Consider the following 24,921-nt stretch of genomic DNA (forward strand, 5'->3'; position numbering starts at 1 on the left):
CGGTCCTCACACCGACAGCGAATGCCAATGCCGGTGCCGCGGCCAGTGGCACGGTGTCCTCGCCGACGTGCCCATCCACCTGGACGCGGACCGGCGCCCCTGGTGGGAGAAGTGCCAGCGCGGCGGATGGAGCGCCGCCGAGATCGACAATGCGTTGCAGGTGTGCGTGACGATCGAGCACAACCACGACCACTGGCGGCAATGCCGCTCCCGCTACGCCCCCTTCGTGGCCGTGACGAAGACAGGCCCGCGCACATGGCAAGCCGTCCACGACCACGGGACGCTGCCGTACCAGCCCAACAGCCACGGAACCGGCTGGGACAACCGCAAGTGGCACGGCCAGGCACCATTCACCGCGGGCGAGCTCGCGCAACGGTTCCTGGCCGCGCTCGTCCAACAAGGGCGGGCCACTGGCGCCGTTCCTCCACCCGCCGAGCACGTCGCGGTCGGCGGTCTGCGCGACGTACACGAGGCCAAAGTCATCGCCGTGCTGCTCGGCGAGACGTTCGACAGCAACCACGACGGCATCAGCCGCGCCATCAGCGTCCTCGAAGGCCACCCCGACCCGATCACGGTCGGGCAAATGCCGGTCCCCTACCTGGCGGCCCTCGGCCCCGCCCGGCGCGCCAAGCGAGCATTTCCACACGCCGCTTCGCTCCCACCCGCCAAACCGGAAACGACCTGGAGCGGACATGCCTGACGATGAACAGCCGCCCCGCTGGCACACCATCGGCTTCTTCCCCGCTCAGCCTGGCTGCCAGCTCGTATTCGTGAACGACTCCGAGGACGGCTACCAGACACGCTGGTTACCCGGCTGGCTGCTGCAGGAGCACATGACAGCCGCCTCGCACCCATGCACACGCGTCGTTGCAGCGTGCGACGGCGGCGCCGGTGAACTTGTCGCCGCCATCACGGTGCCTGGCTTCTGGAAGATCGCCGCACCGGCCACCTCCCACAGACAGCTCGCCGCCATGATCGCCGAACGGACCCACGACCATCCCGCGCGACTCTCCTCGGCGTGCGCCTGCGAGCAGGTGGGACATGGGTGAACAGCTCTGGACACTGGAGTCGGCCGCGGCCGAACTGGCCCGGCGCGAGTGCCGCGCCAGCGGACACAACACGACGATGATCCTCGACGGAATGCTGTCGCATGAGCCGGTCGCCATGCTCTGCGATCGGTGCGGCCGCACGTGGACGGTCACGTCGACGTCATGACCGCCACCAAAACCGACCCGGCGCCGCCCACCCGGGCCGCCAGCCGAACCACACCCCTGCAGCCCCTTCGGGAGATCCATATGCTGAACTCGCGCGCCTTCGACCACTTCATCAGGGTCTACCTGGGGGTGGCCGCCACGTTCCTCCCCCTGACCTGGGCCGCTCACCTCTGGCCTCGCAACGCGCTCGCCCTCATGACCGCGGTGCTCGTCGGCTGGTCCCTCGGCCTCGCCTATGCGCTCGTCCATTCCACGTGGCGTAGAAGCAGCACCAGCGCACCGCCGGCACTCCGCGGCGACGCCCAGTTCCGCAACGACCGCGTGATCATCAACTGGACGAACGTCCAGTCCGCCATGGGCCTCGACGACGCCGATCGACTCGCCGAGCACCTTCGCGCCCTCACGGCCGACGCGCGAAAGAAGGCACAGTCAGCCCTGACCCCGTAACCCAGCGCCCTGATCGGGGGTGTGGCCCGGCGGCCTGCGGTGCAGAGCCGAGTTGCGGGATTCTGCGGAATCGGAGGCAACCGCCCCTGCCAGAGGCCACACTGCGGGCATGGCAGCAGACGACGAGCCGCCGGTTCTGACCGTGCTGGAGGGCATCGAGTTCACCGCTGACGGCCAGTTCCTCATCGATGGCAACGAGGTCTCGCCGGGCCGGTATCGGCTGCAGGCGAGTGACGGTCCGGCGATGCTCGTGCTCACGGTGGAGGACCCGAACGAGGACGGCATGTGACGCCGCCCTCCACGCCTCCGCTGACCGTCCGAGCGTCACCGCAAACGATCAGCTGACTGGTGCAACGAGCGAAGGGCAAGGCCGTGAATAGGCACGCCGTCAGGTACGTACAGGGGCTTTCTCTTGCCGATTTCGACGCCCGTCGGGTGCTCCTGGCATTGGCCCACCGCACACCAGCATCGGCTTGGGACGGGGACGAGCCCGGGGTGATAGGGATGGACCTCCACGACAGTGACATCCCAGCTCTCGCGGCCGAAGCTGGACTGGGGGCTCAACGGTTCCGCAGCGTGCTACGCGAGTTGAAGGCCGCCGTCCCGATGGACGTGCTCGAGCACAGCGATGGCGTCTGGGAGATCGTTTACGGCCCCTCGTACACCAGGCCGAAGACCGCCGTGCCCCCTTCCGGCCAGGCAGGTGGCGACGGGATCCGGGCATTCACGATGCCGGGCTGGGAGCAATACAGCACCTGGGGGTATGAGGAAGGCCTCGGACACCTGTATGCCCAGCTGTACCGCAACACCGACGATCGCGACGCCGCTCCACGGATCTGGATCACCCCGCCCGGCCACGTCGTGACGACCGTCGACCAGCTCGCCAAGGTCATCGCCGAAGCGATCGCACCGCACGAACTGGTTCCCCCGCCGACAGAGCTGATCAAGATGTGGCTGACACGGTAGCGTCGGCAGACGATTCAGCCGTGTTCAGACCGTGCGCGGCTTGTCGGTCTTGTAGGGCATGCTGATCCTCGAACCGCACGAAGCGAGGACAGCATGGCGTTGAACTTCGACATCCGCACGGCCCCGGTCCGGCCAGCTGAATTCGTGGCCCTGGCCGACGCGGTGTTCGACGCCAGTGCGGCCGACGAGAGCACATGGCTGGAGTGGAAGTCCACCCTGGATCTGCGGAGCAAACACGGCTGCCATCACATCGCTCGTGCGATCGTCGGCTTCGCCAACCGCATGCCCGACGTGGCGGCCAGTTACACCGAAGGGCGAGCCTACCTGGTGGTGGGCGTCTCACCGGGACATTTGCCCGGCGTCACCCCGATCGATGTGGTCGACCTGGATCAAGGGCTGACCCCGTACCTGGGCAAGCGGGGACCTCGTTGGCGGCCGACCTATGTCACGCTCACGCGTGCCGGTCAGACTGCGCAAGTACTCATCGTCGAGGTCGACGCTCCTCGATGGGGCGACCGGATCTTCTGCATGTGCAAGGAGTTCGACGGCGTCCCCGACGGGGCGATCTTCGTCCGGGTGAACGGCGCTACACGTCCGCCAAAGAGCCACGAGGTTGAAGCCTTGGGCGGGCGGTTCCGGCGAGGTGCCCAGGAAGTCAAGGTCGACCTCCGTGTGCTGGAGGGCACACCCGTACGTCCGGTCGACACCGGGGAGGACGCCGCTGAGCGGTGGCTCGCCGCCAGACGTCGCGACGCCATGGCCTCGCTCCTCGCCTGGGAGCAACCGGAGCCAGCCACCCCCAAGATCAGAACATATGTTTCTACGGCGCATGCCGAGCTGGCAAACGTCGGCAAGACGCTGAACCAGGCGCTGAATCAGGCGCTCCGCACCAAGCCCGAGACTCGGACACCTGATGAGTATCGCCACGAGGTGGAGGAGTACCTGCAGCAGTGCTCGGCATGCTGGCCCGACCTCGTGATGCCCGGCGCAGCCTCGCACATCGTCCCCGTCGAGCTCGAACTGGCCAACGCTCTGCCGACCAACCTCGCCGGAGTAGAGGTGGAGCTCTACATTCCGGGAGACGTCCGCGCTGTTGAACCCCGCCCGGCCCACGCCCAAGAGGCCAATGAACGCTTCCTGCGACTGCCCCGGCCGCCCCGACCGTACGGCCCCCAAAAGGTCCCGATCCTTTCCGCCGCCCTACCCGGTCTCGGCACACTGCGCCCGACTTACGGGTTCATGCAGAGCGGGCTGGACATGTCCCGACCGCAGATCGTCAACAGCGGGTCCACCACGATCACTTTCCCGGCCGAGCATCTACGCCCCCATGAGCGTGTTCGTCTGGATCCCATCGTCTTGGTCGTCCAGGCACCTGCCCCGTCCAATCTGGTCGGCCAATGGCGTGCCACGTCGACCAGCATGGATGGCCGCTTCACGGGCGAGCTGTCCATCAGCGTCTCGGATGACCCCCTGCCGCTGACCGCGATCCTCAGCGAGCCAGCCACATGGCGCAGTAGCACCCGACGCTCACCGTGACGTCGTGCCCGGTCGGCACCATCCGGACTCAGCGGTCTGCCGTACACCGACCCAAGCGTGCGCCATGTTCGCCGCTCTACCGAGAGTAACGGGCCAAACCGTCAGCTGCCGTGACCCGGAGGGTCAACGCCGGCGCACCTGCTGGCCCAACAAGGCGGAACGCGCCACGCCGCGGGCGCAGAGCCCGCAGCAGCCTCCCTCAAAGCGCATGAAACATCCGAAGATAACCTTCATGTACTCTTTCCATGTGTCAACCGCGTACAGTTCCACCGTGGACCCCGCCCCTCTCCCGGAACGGAAACCCATGACCACACGCCCCCTCGACATGGAGGACTACCCGGCACACGGCCACATGGTCGTCCTCTCCCCCTCCTACGACGCCGTCTACTGGCTACGCGACCGGCACGCCCGAGTGCACCTGACGGACACCAGCTACACCGTCGCCCTTGAAGGGCCCGGCCAGCACCTCCTGAAGGCCGCCGCCGTCGACGGGATCGTCACCTTCGATGAGGTCACCGAGTACGTCCGCCCAGACGACCACGACGAGGCCGCCGCCCAAGCGTTCGCCACCCTCCATGACCCCGCCACGATACGAAAGGTGCTGCTCCCGCCATACATCGCAGACCTCGCAAAGCGGCCCCTGGAAAGGCACCTCGCCAAGCCGGACGCGCCCTGGTGGCGCAACCGCCTGGCCCTCCTCCCCCACGTTCAGCACGTCGCCTGGTGCTGGCCGCACCTCGACCCCGACGGCAGGCCCGCACTGTACGGCGCGCCTGTGCTTTCCACCGGCGCCATCGACTGGGGTGCCAGCGCCCCAGCGCGCACCCACGCCGAAGAAACCGTCCGCGACGGCAAGCTCGCGCTGCCGTGGGAACTGTCTGCGCACGTGTGGGACACCGACCTCGAACATCAGAGCTCCGACCACGCCGACGGCGACTGGTAGACCTCAGCCCGTAAAGCATCGAGCGGCCAGCCGCGCCGTAGCCCCCTGAACAGCGCCCTGAGCCCGGCGACCGGATCCAGGCGAGGCCGGAGGGTATAACGACGGGTGCACTATCACCGGCAAGCGGACGACTACCGCCGAGCAGCCGCATAATGTTGCTGGCCCGTGCTAAGCCCGCAGTGCGTCGGCCTCCCTCCCTTCCATCCAGAGAGCCTCCCCAACAGCGACAAGCCGAACGAACGCTATGGGCTCGGGAAGACAAGTGAAGTGAAGACCCTCAAGGCGAAATCGGTCGAGGAGATCAGTTGAGCGACCAGCCCATCTCCGCCGAGCACTTGGCCGAACTACAACGCCACATCGACGACGGCGGGCACACATCGTTCACGCAGCAACCAGGTGCCGTCACTAAGGATGAGGGTGGCTGGATTCCCATCCTGTCGTCCCATGGGCCCTACGAGCTACAACTTCTAGGATTTGACGGACCCGCCGATGTCATCGCAACAGACGGCGCCCGGGATAGCGAGGCCGAGCCCAGCGTGGGAGTGTGGGCCGCAGTTCACGCGGATGGTTCTGCCCGATTCGGCTGGTATCGAGCCGAGCACACCAGCGCATTGTCCGTTGAGCTGGAAGCCCTCCAGCGCGGGCTAGGAGGATGTCCTGCAGACAGCCAAGTGACCGCGCTGTCGGACAGCAAAGTGGCCGTTGACATCGCTCAACGTCTTCGATCGGGCGTGGCGATACGGCGCGTCCCCCTAGGCTGTCTTCATCGCGAAAGCGTCGTCGGCCTGAAAGACCAGTCGCGCCGCAGGGTTGTGACATTTCGGCATATACCCGGCGAGAAGACCGCGAACAAATATTTTCCTCGGCACGCGCTCCTTGGGCCTGCCGATCGGCTGGCGTGGGTCGTTCTTCAGTTCGTCAGAGACGACATCGATCCCCTGGATGCGTCAGCCAAGCGCTGGCTGGTCGAACGCACAGCCAGCGGACCCAGAGATCGCAACGCGCTAAGGCGATACAGGGAGTGGCTGCTGGAAGCCGGCAGAATCGCGGAAGGCTGACGTTTGCGTGATCTCTGACGCTGCCTGCGGCACCGGGCACGGCGACGACGTCCGGTAGAACATCGGCCTGAAACCGCCGTTGGGTCACCACGCCTGTCGCCCTGGCAGGCCTGGCAGGCCTGGCGTTATCATGAGCACGGCTGATCGGCGGCCCGCGTCCAGCATCACCACCTCGGCAACAGGTGACGCGCACACGACGCAGAAGGAGCCCGGCTCACCCGAAGGTTGAACGACGCGCGCACAGGTGAACCTTCGACGCGCTGAAGCCGAGGCAGCGGGTCGTGAGGAGTGACACCTTGAGCCGCACCAAGCACACGCGCCTGGCTCGCATCCGCGTCCTGTATACAGGCGAAACGCACTCCCGTGCCCTCGCCGGTGTTCAAAAGCAGCGCTACAGGGACGAGATCATCCCATCGGCTGCTCCTGCCCAGGCCGAACTGGAGGCATGCCTGCTGCGTGCGTTGGCCACCAGCATCGGCGCGTGGTCGCCAACCGCAGAAGGCACCCTGTACGGCATCTACGAGGTCAGCCCCGAAGAGCAGAACATCACCGTGCGGGTGAACGACGCCGGGGGGCTTCCACCACTGGCCCGCCTGCTGCCGGCGCTCATGCCTGACGGAACTCTCACCGGCGTGCCGGGTCTCCGTAGCCGTCGGCGCGAACGCCGCCACGTGATCGAACGGCTCGGCCTCGACGGCCGCGTGACGATCGAGCCAGGCCGCGACTGGCGGCAGCACCTGCAGCGCTGGGAGGACTCGCTGCCCGCTGGCGTGGAGCCGTTGTGGCAGCGCAGCAACCTGCACCCTGTGGAGCAGGTGGCCATGAGCACCACCGAGGTTCCGCCCGTCGGGGTCGTCAGCGAGCTCCAGCGCTGGTATCCGGCCCAGGTGCGCCGGTGCTCACCCCAGGCTGCGCCATATTCGGCCTCCATGCAAGCGTCGGCGGCGGCGATGGCCTCCTCCTTCTCGTCCAAGTTGCCGTCCTTCAAGGCGCCGACGGTGTCCTCGTAGGCGTCGAGATAGCTCGTCACGGCGCTGCTTGCGGTCGCGTACAGTTCGCCCGCCGGAGTTCGCAAAGTGGAGCGTTCCGCCAGGTACGGCTGCGGGGTAACCAGCACCTCCAGGTCGACGCCGTCGAGGTCCTCCAGGCCCGCCGTGAACACCGAGCCGGCGTCGACGAGGACGTAGTCGGTGTCCAACTGGCCGCGCAGGAGGTGTCGGAGACGGCTGGTGCCGGTGACAACGACCTGCACGCCAGCACCGACGACGTCGCGGGCCCGATGCGTGCCCATCCCGGTGGGGCGATCATCGCCGGTGAGGGCGGTGGCCAGGGCTGCGTCGGACGCATCCACGCACACGACCCTCCAGCCGTCCGCGGCCAGGGCGGCGGAGACCTGGAAGACGAGGTTAGTGGTGCCGCTGCCTCCACGGACGGATCGGAAGAGGATCACCCGCGGGCTGCTGTGCCGTCGGGGGCCGACGCGGGCGACGCCAGGGTGAGGGCCGGCGAGCGTGGCGTCGTCCGGCAAGGAGTCGCGGAAATCGATGTGCGGCGCCGCCGCGAACAGGGCGACCCGGCGGAGCGTGTCGCTCCAGCGGGTCACTTCTCGCTCGATGCCGGCCTAAACCTGGCCAGCATCGACACCGTGGCTTCCATTCCGAAGCTGCAGGCGCTCCTAAGGGAAAGCCTTCAAGAGGGCACGCCGGTCATCTCGGATTCGCGACACCGCCACAGCGCCCTGGCGGACACGATCCGCCAAGCCGCGGCCGACATCGCCAACCTGGCCGAAAGATCCAAGCCGAAGCGCTGACCGCCCCGGGTCGCACGCCCCCTGGGCTTGCGACCCCCAGCTTCCCGCCAGAGCGGCAACTCGCTTTCGTAATTAACTATCCTGTATTGTTTTTTCTGCGCGGCGGAAGCTTTGGGAGCTGGCTGCCTCTCCCTCAGCGAACGGACCCCTGTGATCTCACGACGCATCGATAACGACATCTACCCAGACCAGGGCCACATGGAGGTGGTCAACTCCGCCTTCACCGCGGTCTACTGGCTCGCTGACCGGCACGCCCACCTCGACACCAGCGACTACCGATACGCGGTCAGCCTGCGCGGCCCCGGACGACGGCTGCTTGAAGCCCACGCCAACCCCGACGGCATCGTCTCCATGGACAAGGCCATCGAGTACGACACCCGTGCTCTCCCCCGCAACGGCTCGATACACCGGGTCTGGATGCGCTGCTTGACCCAGCGCTCATCGCCCGGGTCTTGTACCCGCCGTATATCGGCGACACCACCGAGCGGCGCCATCGACTGGGACGGCGCTGAAACCTTCGACTACATCGGCGCTGACCTCCGTTCGAGGCTGAGCCAGACCCGCGCCAACCTCCTCACTGTGGAGCGCCCGCGCGACGACTGGTAGCCCTCCCCGCGCCTCCCCGGCCACCTCGGCCCGGCCTTCGACCTCGAAGGCCGGGCCGAGCCCATTTCCCCCACCCCCGTTACACGGAGCCTGCGTCTCGCCATGCCGTACACCACCCCTTCCGCCATCGCCCTCCTGGCCACCATCACGTACCAGCACCACACCACCGACGAGCTGATCGCCCTGTTCGTGGCGCAGTCAGCCGCCGAATACGCCGCTTACGAGGACCTGTGGAGCACCGGTAACACCACCTTCCAGCGCGCAGCCGACGAAGCTGACCGCCACCAGGACGCCATCACGCATCTGCTGCGCGGCCGCGGCCTGAACGTCTGCGACGGCTGCGCCTACCCCGACGGCACCGGCCACCACTGGGAATGCCGAGCACGGCCGCTGGCCTACCCCACCCTCAACGGCATCGAGCAGATGCTCTTCGACGCTACGCCGGACCCAGACCCGACCCGGCCGATCTTCGCCCCGTTCAGTGGTCCAGGCGGCATGGAAGTCGGCGCCCGCATTCTCGGCCTGGACCACCTCATCGGCGGCTACGACCTCGACAAGGACGCCGTCGCGACCGGACGCGCAGCCGGGTTCGCCCGCACCCACGCCGACGTGCGCAAGCTGAACCCGGCCAAGTTCACCCACGTGACCGGCGCGGCACTGGCGCCGCCCTGCCCTTCGTGGAGCTACTCCGGCACCCGCAGCGCCCTCGGCGACCTCAACGAGCTGATCGACGGAGCCGACTGCCTGTCCACGCAACGCTGCGGCTGCCTCTGGCAGGACTTGGCCGAACGGGTCGCCGATCCACGCACCGCTCTCGCCCTAGAACCACTCCGATGGGCGGCCGGGCTCCCCCACGTTGAATGGCTCGTCGCCGAGCTCACCCCCGCCGCCCGGCCGCTCTGGGAAGTCTTCGCCGAGGAACTGTACGACGGCGGCCCGCTCGTAGACATGGGCTGGGCCTACAGCGACGTGGTCGAACTGGATGCCGCCGACTATGGCGCCGCCTCCCACCGCAAGCGCGTGTTCCTGCTCGCCCACCGCACCAAGCACCCGGACCTGCGCTCACGCCCTCTCACGCCGCAACCGGGCGAGTTTCCACGCCCGACGATGGCGCACGTGCTCGGCTGGGAAACCGGCCACCGCGTCCGCACCCGCGGCAACCGCAGGACCAGCGGCGGCAATTTCTTCTCCAGCGACCGCATCGCGTGGTGTTTGACGGAGAAGGCGCGCGGCTGGGAACGCGAAGCCGACGGACTGCGCCTGACGTCCGCCGAAGCCGGGCTGCTCGTCGGCATGCCGTACGACCATCCGTGGCAGGGCTCCAGAAGCAAGCAGTTCCTGCAGGCCGCCGATTGCATCTCACCGATGGTGGCAGCCGCCGTGCTCGGCACCGTGCTCGACATCGACTGGCGGCCGGGCGTACACGCCTACCTCGACGACCTGTACGGCAGCCGCGCGGCGGCATGAACCGCGAATCGCCTCATCTCAGCGGGCCAGGAAAGGTCACGCCTCGATGGCCAGCATCGACCGCAGGTCCCTCACCTCCGGGCGGGCCTGCCGGTCGTTCGGCACCGCACCGATAACCATGCGCCCAGCTCTGTCGATCATGTTGGTTCGGAAGGTAGACGGGACGTCGGCGAGCACCGCCACGGCGCTCCTCGCCCCCTCTTCGACACCTCCGCGCACCACGATGCACAAAGCTGTATGCAGGCGGGCGATGATCGGGTACTGGTAGTCGCGGTTGCCCGCCAGGATCTGGTTCTGGGCGTCGATGGATTGGGGCTCCTTCCCAGCCGCGCTGTAGATCACCATGCGTGCGTACGTGAGCTGCTGGTTGGCCCAATACCGCCGCATGATCGTCACCGGCAGATGGCCGGTCTCTAGCTGATCGCCAACTCCCTCCAGTGCGGCGATCGCTTCGGCATGACGGCCCAGGCGGCTCAGCGCCTTGGCTCGCGTCATCTCTATGAGCGCGGCGCCGTAGGAGTTCGGAGAGCGGGCCACGATCGCATCGGCTTCGTGAATCAGGCTCAGGACGGACGCCGGGTCGGACTCGCCGGCAGAAAGTAGGTGGCCGGCTTCTGTGGACCGTACTCCCAGCGCTAGGTGCAGGTCTCCGGAGGCGTCGGCCATCTGCCTGGCGGTCCGCCACCAGCTTCCCGCCCGAGCGTGCTGTCCCAGCCTGGTCAGCACGTTGGCGTTGAGGGTGGACATGGCCGACACCACCCGGGCTATGTCGCGCGTCTTCGCGTGGTCGGGGCCGAATGTGTCGACCATCAGTTTCGCCCGGAGCAGCACTGCTCTCAGATCCACGTCCAGGTCGCGGTGCGCCTCATCCGCAGGTCGAGTGCACACGGCGTGAAGGTGATCAGCGCAAGCCCGTTCCCAGTCGGCGAGGGTTTGAGCATCGACCAGCGGGTTCACGTCGAAGTATTGCCGCAGTTCCTCCGACGACGGGGTTAGAGCCGCGGCCCCCAGACCGGCTGCAAGGTGGAACAGCTGTCGGCGTTTCGTGGCGGCCTCCCCCTGATCGTCCGACTCGGCACTCCATCCCAGATTACGCAGCGAGCCCATCTCGGCGACAGGGGGATAAAAGTCGGCAATCGGAACAGACGCCCCACCGACGTCATAAGCAGCAATTAGCTCACCGTTCGCACCCAGAGCGCGGTCCAACGCTACTACAACGCTACGCGACGGCCGTTTCCGATCGTGCTCCAAATCGCCAATGTAGCTTTTGCTGACATCCGCTAAACGCGCGACTTCGCGCATCGATAGAGGATCCCTCAGACGGTGCAACAGCTGGCCGAACGTCTCGCCGTTCATATCGCTCACATGTCTGACCTGCGTCCGCCATGTCCGCTGCGAAACAGCGGACACACTGCGGACGGGCCGCCACTAGACCTGACCGTTGGTAATGGCAACGCTACTCCTGCACGGGCTTACGGCCACGAGAAAACCAGGCATTGTCGGGGCGAGAAAGCGAGGAATGGTGACTCCGAACACGCGGGCGGACATCTTCTTCTACGTGTGGAATGTCGCTGCCCGCGACCGAGGCTCCACCGGCGTGACCAGCAACGGATACCGCGCCGTGAATATGCTCACGGCCGCCCTCAACGCCATGCCCGCGGACGTGCCACTGGAGGGAACGGTGCGTCCGGCACGCGTGGATCCGCGCGCCAACAATCCGACGTACGTTTACGGACCGCCGATGGCAGAGCTCTGCCGATATGCGGGCTCCCCCGTCACGGCCCTCACCGTGCCCCCCTCGCTGGCACCGTTCGAGGACGGCCCGAGGTGACCGCAGATGACACCTGCCTGTGTGTTGACGACGAAGAGAGGGCCGCCCGACAATTGCATGCCCTGCGCACCACCTTTCCGGCCCACGACATCGAGCGTGGACAAAGTGGACGGCTCGCCTGCGGCGGCCCCTCACCAAGCAGTTGCGGAACGCCGGAGTTGGAGAGTTCATCGAGGACGACGACCCCGAAACGCTCGCGTCCGCGCTGACTCTCCAGTGACACCTCTGCACAGGTAACGCGCGCCAGGCCTGCGATCGCCGTCGAACGGATCGCGCGGCAAGCCACCGCATCACCCGCCAGCGGGTGGACACAGGTCATGCCCCCAGATCGTCCGGCACTCCCATCACGGGCACCTGTGCCGGATCCCGATCCCGTCCTTCCGGGTGGATGGGATCACCTACCGGCAGTTCCCGAACTGCCGACGCGGGCTCATCGCCCGCAACCCCTTCACCCCAGCGCGGGGCAGGAGGGACACGGCCGGGGTGAGGGAACCAGCGCGGGTCCTCCCCCGGCCGTACACAAGGTCACATCGGTGATCGGGCGGCGAACCTCCGCCCGGCCAAACTCGCGAGGAGAACTCATGCAGCAGAAGGACGCTCCCATCGAAGGCAATGCCGAAGTCCAGGACGACGCGGACGAGGAGCGCAGCCCCTACGAGTACGACCTGGGCGACGCCAAGTTCTCCACCCTGGTCGAGGGAACCAATCTGGTTTGTGCTCCCGTTCCCGGCACCGGTGACTTCTGGGTGCTGTGCGACAAGGACCACCCCGAGGTCGCGCCGCGCATCGCGGGTGCCGTCTTGCGCAAGGCCGGTTTGAACATCTAGCAGTCCAGATGTGGGCGGCCATGGATCCATGGCCGCCCACCGACCTCTCCGGCCCTCTTCCCCGAACCATCGACCCTGCTGAAGAAGTGAATGAGCGAGAATTCACGGGCCTTCCTGGCAGACAGTCGCACACGTTGCGCGGCGGCCGTCAGCATCATGTTCCTCGCCGTTGCCGTACGAGGTGATCCCTTCAGCGTCACGATCAGCTGGACCATGCTGCCGGTCCGCTGCCTGGCCTTGATCGTGCCGGGCCGTTCTCACTGATCGTCGCCCCTGCGAGGCATCACCCCGCCCGGCTACGCATCCCCTCGACTCTTGCGTGAACGAAGATCTCGATCGGAGAGCCTTTCTCGCGTCGCTCGCCTGGGTGGCCCTGCACGTCCTGCTCCTCGTCACCGTGTTGCTGGGCACACAGCCGACCCGTGTTCGAGTTCGCCGAGATCGCCGTCCTGGTTCTGACGGCACAGGCGGCATACAAGAGCCATGCCTGACCTCGGGCCGGCCGGGCAAGCACCGTCCCGGCTGGCGCCGCCGACCCGGAACCGGGCATGTGCCTCGTCCTCCCGCGGGAAGCCTTACGTCCAGTCGATCTTCACCGTGTAGAGGTCGGCTGGCATCACACTCACGCGTATCAGCCTGATCCGTCCCTCAGCGTCTGCGAATGCCGTGGCCGCCTCCAGCACCGGCGTGACCGGAAGCAGGTCGAGCCGGTCGCTTTCATCCTGCGTCGACATGCGCCCGATGATCAGCGTCCGGGACCGTCGCAACGTCACACCCCGCTCATGCAGGAGCTGGAGATCCGTCGGATGCGTCAACGGCGCGACTGCACGCGCCTCTGGAATCACGTCGGCTAGCGACGGCTCGTAGTACGTGGTGGCGCCAGCGGAAACCCGGCGGACGAGCACCGTGTCGGCGTCCGGCATGAGATCGGACACGAGAGGCGGAGCCGACAGGGTGTCCACGTCGACCTCGTTGAGCTCCTGCGTCTCGACGAGGGATTCCACGTCAGCAGGAGTTCGCCGGTAGCGACGCACGTAATAGCCCCTGCCCTGCTCGGCGTAGGCGGCGCCCACCCGCACCAGTTCCTTCAGTGCCTCTCGTGCGGTGACAGGGCTCACCTGATACAGCTGGACAATCTGCTGCTGGCTCGGCAGCGCGTCCTGCGGGCCGTAGACGCCAGCGTCGATGTCTGCGCGTAGCGCCGCGGCGATCCTGGCGTACGGCGGCTGCTGCGCTGTCGTCATCGTGCCTACCCATCTTGCGTGCCGATGTTGCTCGTGTGCGACATCCAGGGTGGCAGCCCTGGCCACGTCAGCGGTATCGGTCAGGGCCATCTCCGTCAACTTCCCCTCTTGCACGACTTCCATATGTAAGTTAGCTTTCATATGGAAGTTAGCCAAGAGGGTCCTTGAAGGAGGAGCGATGAACCTGGTACTGATCGCCTGGGCCGCAGTCATGGTGACCGTGCTGACCAGTCGGCCCGCCACCGCCGACGACGCCAGCGCGGCTGAAGTCGCATCGGCCTTCCGCCAACTCCCCGCCGCCGGCAAGATCGCGGCGCTCGCCAACCTCGGCTACGGGCTCGGGGGAACGTTTCTCTTCCTGCTCGACCGCCTAGCCCGCCTGGCCGCCGTCCTCACGGTCGTCGCCTGCACCGCCGCCACGACAGCGCTCCTCATGCTGGCCTGGAAGCTGCTGACGATCTCGGGCGCTTCTCTGCCCACTCCCGCCCAGCTGCGCCAGCCCATCGCCGATCTCGTCTGGCAGTTCAGCTCGTTACTGCCCACCCCCGCGCCTCCCGCCGCAGGACCCGCCTTCCTATGACCCCGCGCGGAGAACCGCCCATGATCCTCTTTCCCCCGGCTCTGACCTGTCCCACCTGCCACGGCGCCCGCGAGCATCTATACAGCAGCCACCCTGACCAGAAGCCGTTCCTCCTCACCTGCTGGACGTGCGAAGGCCGCGGGCGATGCCGGGACTGGCACCCATTCGTGATCAGTGCCGCGAACCTGATCGCTGCCGTCGTCAGCGTTACCGTGCTCGTTCTGTCCGCCGCCCTTCTCCTCGGCGTCCCCGTCCTGCCGGCCGGCGACCTTGCCACCGTCCTCGGACTGCAGCCGAAATGACCACCTCTCACCTCTACCGAACCCTCGGGGGCATGCCGTGAAGAAGACCATCGTGATCACCATCGCCGCCGCCCTCGCTGCCTTCGCCGCGTTCATCATCGCCGCCGGGACCTCCGATGAAGTGCGCCTACTGGCGACGACTGCCTCGATCGTCGGCACCGTCGGCGGCACCGGCTGGGTGCTCATGCGCATCATCACGCTCGCCCTGGAGATACGCCGCGAGGACAGGCGCACCCGCGCCAACCTCACGGCCGCGCAGGCGGCCCGTCTCGCGGCCGGCGAGCGCAATCCGTCTCAAGATCACCGTCCGCCACGCACCTGCCCGCGCCCGTAACGCCACACCCTCGCACGACCAGCACATGCCCGATCAGAAAGGAGCCCCGGTGGAGCACCCGCCCGCTGACCCGACGCCAGCGAACGCCGCGGGCGACGACATCGTCCTCAACGGTCAGGTGATCAAGCGGGAGGATCTCGCACACGTGTCCGGTGGCGCCCCCGCACGGTGGACAGCGCCGCTCACCGCTCCCCTGATCATCCGAGACCCCAAGCTGGCAGGCCTGTACGCCGTTCGCGTCCTCGCCCGCACTCCTGGCCGGCTGCTCGGTGCCGCGATCCGCGGCACTGGTGTCCTCAGCAGCCAATGGTGGATGTGGTCCAACGCGGTCAACGAGCAGAACCGCCTGTTCGAGGCGGGCCGTTTCTCGCCCGCTGACCTTTCCGCGCTGGAAGCCCTGCGGGCCCAGCGGCGCACCAACTCCGCGAAGGTGGCCGGTGTCGTCGTCACCGGCGGCGTTCTCCTGTTCGCCCTGAACGCCTGGCCGGTTCTAGCCGGCGCAGGGACCATCTGGCTCACTGTCTCCGCCGTCGCTGGCAGGCGCTCCCCTGAGCAGCTGTGCGCGCTCGGCCGCGCTGCCGACGACGGCCGCAGCGGCGACACCGCCGCCAGCGCGCCCGCCGTGGACGCGAGCGTCTCCAGCGTTCAGCTCACCGAGGCGTTCCTCGCCGGCAGCATCATCAAGGCCGGCCAGGAGGTGCACCTGGATGCCGCACGGCTGCCGCATCACGACGGCACCGCGCTGATCGTGATCGTCCGTCTGCCCGCCGGCAAGACGCACAAGCAGGTCATCGCGGCGAAGGCGGCACTGGCCTCGGCCCTCGACATCGACGAACGATGGCTGGACATCGAACGTGTCCCCGGCACCGGCCGGCAGGTATCGCTGTGGCTGGCCGACCGCGACCCGTTCGACCGCGCCGAGCACCGTTCGCCTCTCATCGGCGCCGACGCCTGGGACGTATTCAACCCTGTGCCGTTCGGCACCGACATTCGGGGCCGCCGCGTCGCGTTGCCGCTGATCTTCACCTCGGTGCTGGTGTCGTCCATGCCGCGCATGGGCAAGAGCGTCGTGCTGCGGCTGCTGGCCATGGCGGCCGCGCTGGACGTCCGCGTCCGCCTGTACCTGTGGGACGGCAAGGGCGGCAAGGACTTCAGCCCGTTCAAGTCGCTCGCCGAAGGGTTCGGCCGCGGCGTGCGCGGCCGAACTGTCGAGGACCTCTACAACACGCTGTGCGCCCTCGTCGCCGAGATGAACGCGCTCTACGACTGGACGGACGAGCTCGACGACGACATCTGCCCCGACGGCAAGATCACGAGCGACATGCTCGATGACCCCTCCTACGGCCTCACGCTCAAGCTGATCATCATCGACGAGGTGCAGCGCTACCTGGAGGACCCCGTCTGGGGCAAGCTCATCCTGGAGCAGCTCATCGAGCTTGCGAAGGTCGGGCCCGCGCTCGGCTTCATCATCGTCTTGGCCACGCAGAAGTCCGACGCCGACACCATCCCGTCGTCGCTGCGTGACATGCTCGGCACCCGGTTCGTGCTGCGCGCCATGACGTGGCAGGCATCCGAGGCTGGGCTCGGTACCAACACCTACCAGGCCGGGTACAACGCGGCCGAGTTCGAGCGGCACCACCAGGGGTGGGGGTTCCTGCGCGGCGGCGAAGACGTGGACCTGGGTGGCGACATTCTCACCGTCCGGTCGGACTTCGCCAATGTGCGCGACGCCCGCCAGGTCGTCAAGCGCGCCCTGGAACTTCGCGAGCAGGCCGGCACGCTGCCCGGGCAGCAGCGCTTCGGCGCTCACGCGCCGGCCGCCCCCGATCCACAAGAGCGTGTGCCGGCGGTGCTTGCGGCCATCGCCGAGCTCGCCGCCCAGGCCGAGCGTGAGCAGATCGCCCGTCTGTCCACCACGGCGATCATCGCCAAGCTCGAGCTGAACATGTCACCGAAGGCCCTCGGTGGCCTGCTTGCCAGCTGGGGGTGCCCCGTCGGCAAGCAGACCATCAGCGGGACCGAGGTACGCGGCCCCGCCACCGCGGACGTGCACGCCGCGGTCGACCGGATCGTCTCCGGCGGTGCAGTGGCGGTACGCCGTGCCGCGTGAAATGCACCCGTCGCCGTACCTGCCCGGCATCCGCCAGGCCGACAGGTGGCATCCGCCTGCCCGACGCATCCCGCCGACGCATGCGAATGTATTCCTGCCTGCGGAAACGTCCCGACCCGGCGGGTCGGACGGATCACCGGCACTCCTCCGGAAAGCCGCCGCGCAGCCCGGTTGTGATGTTCCGCCACGACCCGCCGACTTCTCCCCCGCCTGCCCTCTTGCCGTACGACCTGACGAAGGATCCTGCCGTGTATGACGACATCTTGAACGCTTTGCAGCAGTGGCCGTGGCCGCTGATCGGCGCCGCCCTGGCGGCTTTGCTGGTCATTGGCCTGCTGGTGTGGTGGTGGGACCGCCGCGGCTACCGCCGCGCGAGAGCCCGGCTACATCACCAGTGGGACACCGGCGAAGGACCTCACGACACCACGCCCACGTGGTCGTTCTGGCGGCACCGGTTTGTCACGTACGTCGAACCGATGGCCGCGCCCGACAAGGTCGTCGCCGACACCAAGTCGGCGCCGCCTCCGCCAGGCGGCCGTGCCCGGCCAACCGGCAGGTGGGAGGCCGCCCGTGCCGGGCTGGTTCGCGTCGTCCCGGGCCTGCTGCTGGTGTACTTCCTCATCGTCATCGCTGGCCTGTCCGCCAACGGCCTGACCGGCTTCGGCCGCGACAACATGGAGCTGGCCGGCCCGTGGCCGTACCTGCTTTTCTTCGCCCTGGACGGCGCCGCCGGCCTGTGCGCGGTGCTGCAGGCCCGGCGCATCAGCCGCAATGAGACCGCCACCGGGCCGCGCCTGGCCGTGTGGGGCCTCATCTTGGCGTCGGCCTACTTCAACGCCACGCATGCCCCCGACAAGCCCGGCGCCGCACTCGCGTACGCCCTGCTCCCGGTCGTCGGCGCCGTCCTGTTCGAGTTCGTGCTGGCCGAGCAGCGCCGAGACAAGCACGCGCGCCCCGACCGCAAGCTCGACCTGTCCCGGTGGCTACACCCGATCGAGCGGGTCAAGGTCTTGCTCAAGCTCGGCACCGACGAGTTCCTCACGGCGGCGCAGGCGACGCGGGTCGTGCGGGTGGACGAGGCAGCCAAACGCCTCTACATCCTCGCCAAAACGCTCGAGCGGCAGATCGCCCACGAGGGCAAGCGGTGGGCGGGCCACCGCGCCGGCAAAGTGCACGACGCCGACAAGCACGCGCAGAAGGCGCTTACCCGCGCCGGCGCCACCGACCCGTACGTGATGGTCGACATCGTCCGGGCCATGCAGCTGCGCACACAGTCGCGGAAGCTGGCCATGCTCGACTACACCACTCCCCGTGAGGCGGAGGAGTTCCTCGCCAACCTGATGGTGGCGCCTCCGCCGGAGGCGCTGACAGCGCCTCCGCCTCGGGCAGAAGCCCCGCTGCCAGCGGACGGTAACGGCGCTGCCAGCGGAGATGACGACTCGCTGGCAGCGGGCGGTAGCTCGCTGCCAGCGACGGATGATCCGCTGCGAAGGGATGCTGGCAGCGGCGGCGGCCAGGGCGCTACAGCGTCTGCTCCCCCTCCCCCGCTTTCCACGCCGCCGCCCGGCGATCCCGGCAGCAACGGCGCTGCCAGCAACGGCCAGGGCGGCAACGGCAACGGCGGCAGCGCCGCTGGGAACGGCGCTGGGAACGATGATTTCCCTGGTGGCAGGCTCGGCATGCAGATGCGGGCCCGCGCTCAGTGGGACCAGGCCATCGCAGACGGCGGGCCGCTGCCGCAGACCGCTGATCTGATGCAGGTGTCCGGTGCCAAGCCCTCCACAGCGCGAAACTGGCGAGCCGCTTGGATCAAGGAACCCGCTGCGGCAGCGCTCGACAGCGGCGCTGCCGACGTTCCCGAGGAGACCGCCGAAGAGCTCGCAGAGCGCCTCAACTCGGAACAAGCGCTGACGACCGCCGCTGCGAGCGCCATTCCCAGCGCCCGTGTTAGCGACGACGACGGCGCTGCCAGCGCTGCCTCGTCCGCCGACGACGGCGCCGAAGGCGACGCTGGCGAGCGCTCCCCAGCGCTCGTCTAGCAGCGCGGGCGAAGACCAGCCGCCTCGGGCTGGTCTCCGCCCGCCCCCCGACACATCATCCGCCGACCCGCCGACCCTAACCCGCCGCCTTCCGTCCATCCGTCTGCGATCCGTCGCCGGACCCGTCGAGCAGGTACATCACCCACGACAGGAGACACCCGATGCCCGACCCGCTGCTCATCCTTCTCGCTCACCTCGCCGGCGACTACGTCCTCCAGTCGCATTGGATGGCCGACGAGAAGATCCAGCGCTGGTGGCCGGCAACCGTCCACGGCTTCTTCTACACGCTCCCCCACCTGTTCCTCACCAACTCGCTACCGGCCCTGGCCGTGATCGGCGGAACGCACATCCTGCTCGACCGCACGCGCGCGGCGAAGTACATCATCTGGGCCAAGAACCAGCTCGCCCCGGTCGCCAGCAGACCCACCTGGTCGGAGTCGGCGGACAACAACGGCTTCCCGCAAGAAGTGCCCCACGGCCTGGCCCATGCGCTTCTCATCGTGGCGGACAACACGATCCATCTGGCGATCAACGTGGCCGCGCTGTACTGGCTCGGATGAGCGGACCATGCATCCCGAGCCGTTTCGCCGACCAAACGGCTCCCCATATTAAGAAATTAACTATCCTGTACTATTGGAGAGCATTTATGGGGTGGATAAGCAGGAGCCAACAGGAACGCGACCATGCAGAACTACAAGACATTCGCGCGGCATGCGGACACCCGAGCAGGTCAGGTGACCCCCTTGTCCTCAGCGACGGCGATCCCTCCAACCCGTGGGACGCCGCCGGAGGACGCATCCATCGCAGCCACACAACGGACCCCGCGAGCGACTTCTACGGTCGCGCGCAACAGAGCTAGGAGTTCCTTGATGACGCGTCACCTCGATCTCGCCCGTCCGCTGTCCGATGAGGCTGTCCTCCCCTTCATCAGTGACGAGGCCATGGCGGCCACGGCACTGCGCACGGCATTCGCCAACAAGAAGGCCACGCACTCCACAGAGTCGCTCCAGGACACCAAGACCAACGCTGCGGCGATCCACGACTGGCTTACCAAAAGCCACGACGCCGACGACACCGCGCTCGACTATGCGGCGCGCGTCGAGGCGCTCGAGATGGTGATCAACGACGGCGGCAGCTACGGCATCTTTGGATCAGACGGAAAGTACGAACGGCCTCCCGGCGACGTGCTCGCCATGAGCGCCGCCGAACTGCACCGGTGCATCGTCTCCCGCGACTGGCGCTGACCAGCCAATCACACCAGAAGGGGCGGAACCCAGGCACGGGTTCCGCCCCTTCGCTGCCAAATCGCGCAAGGTTTCGCTGGCGAAACCATCCAGCGGACACGCGAACGTGCGCGATATAGCGTACAAAGCCAGCACTCCCCCACGATCAGATTGGGCGACGACCCCATGGGCGCGATCTTGGAGACGCCCCCGAGATGGGCACGAACGCCCTCGAGGCCCGCTCGGAATCGTTCCACCTGCACAACACGGTCGGTCGCCCTATGCGCGAGGAACTCAGCGGCTGGTCCTTCCCTCTTGACGACGTCCCGTACGTCCAGGCCGCACTTGAGCAGATCGTCGACTGGCTGTTCTCCACCGGCTACACCGTCGAAGGCGGCGAACTCCCGTGTGACGCAGCTGTGTCAGGCGACCGCGTCGTTGTCAGCCCTCTGCAAGGCCTCGTGTACGGCGGCGGCCAGCCGGACGCCGCCACAGTGGAACTGCTGTAGGCGGGATTCACCCTCTCCGATCAGCCCTGTACCAGCTCAGCTGACCGTCGGCCGCGACGGGCCGGAACTTCGACACCGGCCCGCTCCAACGCTCCCTTGATTCGCCGCGCGCTGCAGCCCACCTCGCGCGCCACCGCTCGCACCGACCCGTGCTCAGCCAACAGACCAGCGAGCATCTGCCCTTCCGGAAGCGCTGGCCTCACGTGCCCAAGCTGGCGCATCTGCCGGCGTACGTGCCCCTCGGAGAACCCGGTCAGGATCGCGACGGCGACGGGCGGCCACCCTTGCCCAGCGAGCTCATCCACCTGCGCAAGGTCGAGCTGGCGGCGTCCGCCGACGGCCCGCAGCTCATAGCCGGCGTCGGCGACGATGTTGCGGACCGATTGCGCCGAAATCTGCTGGGCTGCGCAGATGTCGGCCATCGGGGCGGCGTCCAGGTAGCTCGCCAGCACACGCTCGCGTACCTGCGCCGAGATGCGCCGCTCGGTGGAGCCGCGTCCCCGCCGCGGCGTGCCCGTACGGATCAGCGCCCGGTGAACAGCTGTGTGGGAGCGTCCGACCCGGGCGGCGATCTGCCGCACTGTTAGCAGATCGCTTGTGTACAGGCGGACGACCAGGGCCGTGTCAATGGGGTCATGCGGCGCAGACATGGAACTCACGGGCACGGAGAGTGCAGGGAAACACAGCTAACGTCGCCCTGGCAGATCGGGCGAAGCGACCCAAGCGCGCCCGGTCTCTACCTTTAACGGCTATGACCCGCACCCGAGTGCGTTCGAACCTGGCGGCGGCCATCGCGGCCGGACCCGCCCGCCGCGCTGTCGAACGCGTCACCGACGACCTGGCTGACGCGGCACGTGACGCGGCGCCGCCCGCGAAGGTGTGGATGACCAAGCCGGGGGCCAACCGGCCCGCGCACGCCGACGCCCACGGCCAGACCGTCCCGGCGAACCTGCCGTTCCGCCTCAAGCGGCAGGTCTACATCCGCAAGGGGCGCGGCCCCGACGGCAAGGCCGTCAATTCGTCTGGCGGCTGGAAGACGATCGACGGCTGGGACCTAGCCATGCGACCGCGCGACCCTGGCCTGCCTGACGATCAGCAGCTCGGCTGCCAATGTCAGGCGGTGGATCTGCCGAAGGCGATCGCTGCCGGCGTCCACGCTGACCCGGTTCGCGTATCCGCATCCCTGGTGCGGGCGAAGGTGACCGTCGCTTTCCCGCGCGTGGCCGAGTCCGAGTACGCCGACGAAGGAGGCGGCTGGCTCGCCGCGGCAGCGCACCGGGTCGCTGCCCGATCGCGGACGCGACGTTAGCTCACCCGCAGGTCACCATGTGCGCCGAAGGTACGACGGATCCTGCAGGAGGCCCGCGCATGTCCACCGACCAGTTCGTGATCTTCAACCTGGCGCACCCGCTGCGAACGATCGACGCCGAAGCCGTGGGCCTGCCCGTCCGCACCTACGCCGTCGGCGAGCAGCTCCAGCTCAACTATGGCCAGGCCATGCGCCTGGTCGCGGCTGGGGCCGTCGCTGGCGCCAACCCACAGAAGCCGCAGACATACATGCTCGACGCTCCTGGCTCAGCGCTTCGCCGGGTTCCCGCGACGCCCGTGGACGCGCCCGCTGCATCACCCGAGCCCACGGGGGTCAAGCCAGGGCGCAAGTCGAGCGGCGAGTAGCCAAGACGAGGAGGACGTGGCCAGCGTGAGCCACATCGCTGACGCCGACCCGATCCCGGCCGCCATTGCGCATCTGTCCGCCGACCCTGCACTCACGCATGAGCTCGGCGGCTCCGGCCGTGTCGGCGCATCGCACCGCCCGCCGTACCCGCGGCTGCGGGTCCGCCCAGGCGTCGGCGGCACTGAAGATCTGCGTACGCACCGCGTCGGTGTGCCTCTTCGGTTGGAGGCGCTGGACAGTCTTGAGCGGCCGGTGGGGGAGCAACGTCTCAAGCGCATCATCCACTTGGCGCTCGCGGCATTGGCCGGTCTTCCGGACGTGCATGCCGACCCTGGGGAGCCGATCGTCACGGAAGTGAGCTCTGGGGGAGGGGGACCTGTTCCTGAAGCGGACGGCCGTCTGCGCTGGGTGGGCAACGCGCAGATCGCCGCCCACCCAGGCTGAACCAGGTTTTCCCCCTCAGCCGTTTCGCCAGCGAAACACGCCGTCGGCTGCCCAGGACTTGCCTCGACCACCAAAGTCCTTCGGACCGCCCTGAGGGCGGCGCGAGTGCGCCGCCCTCAGGTGCTCAAGCGACGGGGTAGAGGGGCGTCCACTCGGTGACGGGAGCGATGGGGAGGTCGCGGTGATCGACGGTGACCGCGCGGAAGACGATACGGCCGCCGTCGTGCCCGTGCCCGTGGTCGTGGCCTTCGCCCGTGTGGGCGTGCAGGACGAGCAGGAGGTTGTTGCCCTCGTCGGGGTTGTACGTCTTCGTCACCTCGCCCGAGGCGTCGGCGATGCCGAACTGGACGGCGGCGTCGGCGGGCAGTTCGGCCCATTCAGTGACCGCCTCACCCGCGTGGTTCTTCGAGAACTGGTCCTCACGGACTACGCGGTACACCGTGATCGACGGCTCACGAGTCGTGAAGGTCATCCCGCGCGCGTACACCCACGAGGGAACACGCGCGATGTGGTGCTCGCTGATGATGCCGTCGCGATTGCGGGTGCCGTACTGAATGGTGTTCGCCATGATCGCCTCTCCGAAGCCGCAAGAATACCCTTGCTTGCGTATTAAATAGTACAGGACAGTTATTTACTTTGTCTAGCTTCCAAATGCGATGATCTTTCAATACTGTATGGAAGTGCCCTCGAAGACACAGATAGAAGTCAGCAAAGCCGCAGGTCAGGCCGCTATTGAAGCGATCATTGCGCGCCGTCAAAAGGTAGGAGACGCGGACGCAGACCATCTCCTCCATGACGACCCAGTCGAAGATCCGCTCCCTGTCATCAAGCACCTCCTACAGCAGCGGCAGCAGCGGCGCCACCTGATCACCGACGAAGACGTGATCGACGCACTCTGGGCACTCGGCTACATCCGCAGCCAGAACATCCCCCACGTGCCCGCAGTCATCGACCGGTTGGAACACGAGCTTCTCGAACTCGGGCGAGCCTTGAAGATCCCGCTCATTCGTCTCGCCGAACCGCTGGGCCTGCGTTCGGCCCAAGCCGTCGACCACCGCATCCTCCGCACCCGGGCCGCCCTGCAGGACCTGCCGCGCAACGAGCGCATCGAGCGCGCCCATCGCCTCGCCGCCATCCCAAGCAAGTCAGCCGCGAGCCGGGAGGCACGCTGGTACGACCGCAACGCCATCAAGCTGTACGACGCCGCCGGCAAGCTCATCCAACTTCGTCGGGACCACGACGAGCTGATCGATGACGATCTCGCAGAGCAGATCATCGACCTTGCCCGGGCGCATCGGGAGATGGTGTGGCCACTCACACCGGACAGCTTTCCCACGCTGCGCTGGATGGCACAGACGATGGCCAGCATTGTCGAGGACCTCGAGAAGGAGTATGAGGATTTCCGCGTCCAGGCCGGGAATCTGATACCGGAGATGGCTCAGCTGGTCCGCGGCCAATACACCGCACGCTTCGGGTCATAGCCAGGCATCTGACCTGGTCGCCCGCCGAAGCATCCTCGTTGTCGCCGCTGGCATCCATGGCCCGAAGGATCTCCAACCAGGTTTCGCTGGCGAAACGATCCACCCGCGGACGGCCGGTTAGGCACCTCATTCAAGTGAACTCCTGCCATCATCGTGTTTTAGAAGCCCATCAGGAACGAAAGGCACGTCCACATGCCACACCCGCCCGCGAGCACGGGCATCACCCGTTCACCCTCCACGCGTTTCGCCAGCGAAACCTGCGACCGCCTTAGCCA

General features: G+C 67.5%; 31 protein-coding genes. 27 read left to right on the forward strand and 4 right to left on the reverse strand.

Annotation, left to right across the window (positions count from 1 at the left end):
* Nucleotides 1-67 precede the first annotated feature (67 nt).
* The 13 genes from AB0F17_RS34620 (at nucleotide 68) to AB0F17_RS34680 (ending at nucleotide 10,047) form a co-directional block, all read left to right on the forward strand.
* On the forward strand, nucleotides 68-700 hold the full coding sequence (locus tag AB0F17_RS34620; RefSeq protein WP_358031539.1) for a hypothetical protein: 633 nt from the start codon (nucleotides 68-70) through the stop codon (nucleotides 698-700).
* Complete coding sequence (locus AB0F17_RS34625) at nucleotides 693-1,049, forward strand: hypothetical protein (RefSeq protein ID WP_358031540.1); 357 nt, start codon at nucleotides 693-695, stop codon at nucleotides 1,047-1,049. Before AB0F17_RS34620 ends, AB0F17_RS34625 begins: the two co-directional genes overlap by 8 nt.
* Nucleotides 1,042-1,215, forward strand: coding sequence for a hypothetical protein (locus AB0F17_RS34630; RefSeq protein WP_358031542.1), 174 nt, complete (start codon nucleotides 1,042-1,044; stop codon nucleotides 1,213-1,215). The genes AB0F17_RS34625 and AB0F17_RS34630 overlap by 8 nt, the downstream gene beginning before the upstream one ends.
* Nucleotides 1,212-1,661: a hypothetical protein gene (locus AB0F17_RS34635; RefSeq protein ID WP_358031544.1), complete on the forward strand. Its 450-nt coding sequence runs from the start codon at nucleotides 1,212-1,214 to the stop codon at nucleotides 1,659-1,661. Before AB0F17_RS34630 ends, AB0F17_RS34635 begins: the two co-directional genes overlap by 4 nt.
* A 109-nt stretch (nucleotides 1,662-1,770) precedes the next feature.
* Nucleotides 1,771-1,950 (forward strand): hypothetical protein, encoded by a 180-nt coding sequence (locus AB0F17_RS34640; protein WP_358031546.1) that lies wholly within the window; start codon nucleotides 1,771-1,773, stop codon nucleotides 1,948-1,950.
* 215 nt (nucleotides 1,951-2,165) lie between these two features.
* The gene (locus AB0F17_RS34645; protein WP_358031548.1) at nucleotides 2,166-2,627 is read left to right on the forward strand and encodes a hypothetical protein; all 462 of its coding nucleotides are present in this window, start codon (nucleotides 2,166-2,168) and stop codon (nucleotides 2,625-2,627) included.
* A gap of 93 nt (nucleotides 2,628-2,720) precedes the next feature.
* Nucleotides 2,721-4,163 (forward strand): hypothetical protein, encoded by a 1,443-nt coding sequence (locus AB0F17_RS34650; RefSeq protein WP_358031549.1) that lies wholly within the window; start codon nucleotides 2,721-2,723, stop codon nucleotides 4,161-4,163.
* A 304-nt stretch (nucleotides 4,164-4,467) separates the two neighbouring features.
* Nucleotides 4,468-5,106 (forward strand): hypothetical protein, encoded by a 639-nt coding sequence (locus tag AB0F17_RS34655; RefSeq protein WP_358031551.1) that lies wholly within the window; start codon nucleotides 4,468-4,470, stop codon nucleotides 5,104-5,106.
* 305 nt (nucleotides 5,107-5,411) lie between these two features.
* Complete coding sequence (locus tag AB0F17_RS34660; RefSeq protein WP_358031553.1) at nucleotides 5,412-6,164, forward strand: hypothetical protein; 753 nt, start codon at nucleotides 5,412-5,414, stop codon at nucleotides 6,162-6,164.
* A 296-nt stretch (nucleotides 6,165-6,460) separates the two neighbouring features.
* A complete protein-coding gene (locus tag AB0F17_RS34665) occupies nucleotides 6,461-7,174 on the forward strand; it encodes a hypothetical protein (protein ID WP_358031555.1) in 714 nt (237 codons plus the stop codon).
* Entirely contained in the window at nucleotides 7,060-7,974 is a 915-nt protein-coding gene (locus AB0F17_RS34670) for a hypothetical protein (protein WP_358031557.1), read from the forward strand. The genes AB0F17_RS34665 and AB0F17_RS34670 overlap by 115 nt, the downstream gene beginning before the upstream one ends.
* A gap of 150 nt (nucleotides 7,975-8,124) precedes the next feature.
* On the forward strand, nucleotides 8,125-8,580 hold the full coding sequence (locus tag AB0F17_RS34675; protein WP_358031559.1) for a hypothetical protein: 456 nt from the start codon (nucleotides 8,125-8,127) through the stop codon (nucleotides 8,578-8,580).
* A gap of 102 nt (nucleotides 8,581-8,682) precedes the next feature.
* Complete coding sequence (locus AB0F17_RS34680) at nucleotides 8,683-10,047, forward strand: hypothetical protein (RefSeq protein WP_358031561.1); 1,365 nt, start codon at nucleotides 8,683-8,685, stop codon at nucleotides 10,045-10,047.
* 36 nt (nucleotides 10,048-10,083) lie between these two features.
* On the opposite strand, the gene AB0F17_RS34685 is transcribed toward AB0F17_RS34680, so the two are convergent.
* Nucleotides 10,084-11,403: a helix-turn-helix transcriptional regulator gene (locus tag AB0F17_RS34685; protein WP_358031562.1), complete on the reverse strand. Its 1,320-nt coding sequence runs from the start codon at nucleotides 11,401-11,403 to the stop codon at nucleotides 10,084-10,086.
* A 163-nt stretch (nucleotides 11,404-11,566) separates the two neighbouring features.
* Between AB0F17_RS34685 and AB0F17_RS34690 the strand changes: the two genes are divergently transcribed.
* A complete protein-coding gene (locus tag AB0F17_RS34690; protein ID WP_358031564.1) occupies nucleotides 11,567-11,878 on the forward strand; it encodes a hypothetical protein in 312 nt (103 codons plus the stop codon).
* A 581-nt stretch (nucleotides 11,879-12,459) separates the two neighbouring features.
* On the forward strand, nucleotides 12,460-12,705 hold the full coding sequence (locus tag AB0F17_RS34695) for a hypothetical protein (protein WP_358031566.1): 246 nt from the start codon (nucleotides 12,460-12,462) through the stop codon (nucleotides 12,703-12,705).
* A 575-nt stretch (nucleotides 12,706-13,280) separates the two neighbouring features.
* Here the strand turns inward: AB0F17_RS34695 and AB0F17_RS34700 are convergent.
* Entirely contained in the window at nucleotides 13,281-14,039 is a 759-nt protein-coding gene (locus AB0F17_RS34700) for a GntR family transcriptional regulator (RefSeq protein WP_358031567.1), read from the reverse strand.
* Nucleotides 14,040-14,127: 88 nt separating this feature from the next.
* Between AB0F17_RS34700 and AB0F17_RS34705 the strand changes: the two genes are divergently transcribed.
* The 8 genes from AB0F17_RS34705 (at nucleotide 14,128) to AB0F17_RS34740 (ending at nucleotide 21,046) form a co-directional block, all read left to right on the forward strand.
* On the forward strand, nucleotides 14,128-14,529 hold the full coding sequence (locus tag AB0F17_RS34705) for a hypothetical protein (RefSeq protein ID WP_358031569.1): 402 nt from the start codon (nucleotides 14,128-14,130) through the stop codon (nucleotides 14,527-14,529).
* A 20-nt stretch (nucleotides 14,530-14,549) separates the two neighbouring features.
* Nucleotides 14,550-14,831 carry a hypothetical protein gene (locus tag AB0F17_RS34710; protein ID WP_358031570.1) on the forward strand — a complete coding sequence of 94 codons (282 nt, stop codon included), beginning with the start codon at nucleotides 14,550-14,552 and terminating at the stop codon, nucleotides 14,829-14,831.
* Nucleotides 14,832-14,868: 37 nt separating this feature from the next.
* A complete protein-coding gene (locus AB0F17_RS34715) occupies nucleotides 14,869-15,165 on the forward strand; it encodes a hypothetical protein (RefSeq protein ID WP_358031572.1) in 297 nt (98 codons plus the stop codon).
* A 49-nt stretch (nucleotides 15,166-15,214) separates the two neighbouring features.
* A complete protein-coding gene (locus AB0F17_RS34720; protein WP_358031574.1) occupies nucleotides 15,215-17,275 on the forward strand; it encodes a hypothetical protein in 2,061 nt (686 codons plus the stop codon).
* A gap of 248 nt (nucleotides 17,276-17,523) precedes the next feature.
* Nucleotides 17,524-19,314, forward strand: coding sequence for a DUF2637 domain-containing protein (locus tag AB0F17_RS34725; protein ID WP_358031576.1), 1,791 nt, complete (start codon nucleotides 17,524-17,526; stop codon nucleotides 19,312-19,314).
* 161 nt (nucleotides 19,315-19,475) lie between these two features.
* Nucleotides 19,476-19,874 carry a DUF3307 domain-containing protein gene (locus AB0F17_RS34730; protein WP_358031578.1) on the forward strand — a complete coding sequence of 133 codons (399 nt, stop codon included), beginning with the start codon at nucleotides 19,476-19,478 and terminating at the stop codon, nucleotides 19,872-19,874.
* A 309-nt stretch (nucleotides 19,875-20,183) separates the two neighbouring features.
* Nucleotides 20,184-20,558, forward strand: coding sequence for a hypothetical protein (locus tag AB0F17_RS34735; protein ID WP_358031579.1), 375 nt, complete (start codon nucleotides 20,184-20,186; stop codon nucleotides 20,556-20,558).
* 194 nt (nucleotides 20,559-20,752) lie between these two features.
* Complete coding sequence (locus tag AB0F17_RS34740; protein WP_358031581.1) at nucleotides 20,753-21,046, forward strand: hypothetical protein; 294 nt, start codon at nucleotides 20,753-20,755, stop codon at nucleotides 21,044-21,046.
* 20 nt (nucleotides 21,047-21,066) lie between these two features.
* On the opposite strand, the gene AB0F17_RS34745 is transcribed toward AB0F17_RS34740, so the two are convergent.
* The gene (locus AB0F17_RS34745; protein WP_358031583.1) at nucleotides 21,067-21,696 is read right to left on the reverse strand and encodes a hypothetical protein; all 630 of its coding nucleotides are present in this window, start codon (nucleotides 21,694-21,696) and stop codon (nucleotides 21,067-21,069) included.
* Between the two features lie 101 nt (nucleotides 21,697-21,797).
* Between AB0F17_RS34745 and AB0F17_RS34750 the strand changes: the two genes are divergently transcribed.
* The 3 genes from AB0F17_RS34750 to AB0F17_RS34760 are packed head-to-tail and all read left to right on the forward strand — an operon-like array spanning nucleotide 21,798 to nucleotide 23,165.
* Nucleotides 21,798-22,355 carry a hypothetical protein gene (locus tag AB0F17_RS34750; protein ID WP_358031585.1) on the forward strand — a complete coding sequence of 186 codons (558 nt, stop codon included), beginning with the start codon at nucleotides 21,798-21,800 and terminating at the stop codon, nucleotides 22,353-22,355.
* Nucleotides 22,356-22,414: 59 nt separating this feature from the next.
* The gene (locus AB0F17_RS34755; protein ID WP_358031586.1) at nucleotides 22,415-22,720 is read left to right on the forward strand and encodes a hypothetical protein; all 306 of its coding nucleotides are present in this window, start codon (nucleotides 22,415-22,417) and stop codon (nucleotides 22,718-22,720) included.
* Between the two features lie 25 nt (nucleotides 22,721-22,745).
* Nucleotides 22,746-23,165, forward strand: a complete 420-nt coding sequence (locus AB0F17_RS34760; protein WP_358031587.1) for a hypothetical protein — start codon at nucleotides 22,746-22,748, stop codon at nucleotides 23,163-23,165.
* 124 nt (nucleotides 23,166-23,289) lie between these two features.
* On the opposite strand, the gene AB0F17_RS34765 is transcribed toward AB0F17_RS34760, so the two are convergent.
* The gene (locus AB0F17_RS34765; RefSeq protein ID WP_358031589.1) at nucleotides 23,290-23,733 is read right to left on the reverse strand and encodes a hypothetical protein; all 444 of its coding nucleotides are present in this window, start codon (nucleotides 23,731-23,733) and stop codon (nucleotides 23,290-23,292) included.
* Between the two features lie 112 nt (nucleotides 23,734-23,845).
* Between AB0F17_RS34765 and AB0F17_RS34770 the strand changes: the two genes are divergently transcribed.
* Complete coding sequence (locus tag AB0F17_RS34770; RefSeq protein WP_358031591.1) at nucleotides 23,846-24,646, forward strand: hypothetical protein; 801 nt, start codon at nucleotides 23,846-23,848, stop codon at nucleotides 24,644-24,646.
* Nucleotides 24,647-24,921: the final 275 nt, after the last annotated feature.

Origin of the sequence: Nonomuraea sp. NPDC026600, assembly GCF_040638335.1 — a bacterium.
GTDB lineage: Bacteria > Actinomycetota > Actinomycetes > Streptosporangiales > Streptosporangiaceae > Nonomuraea.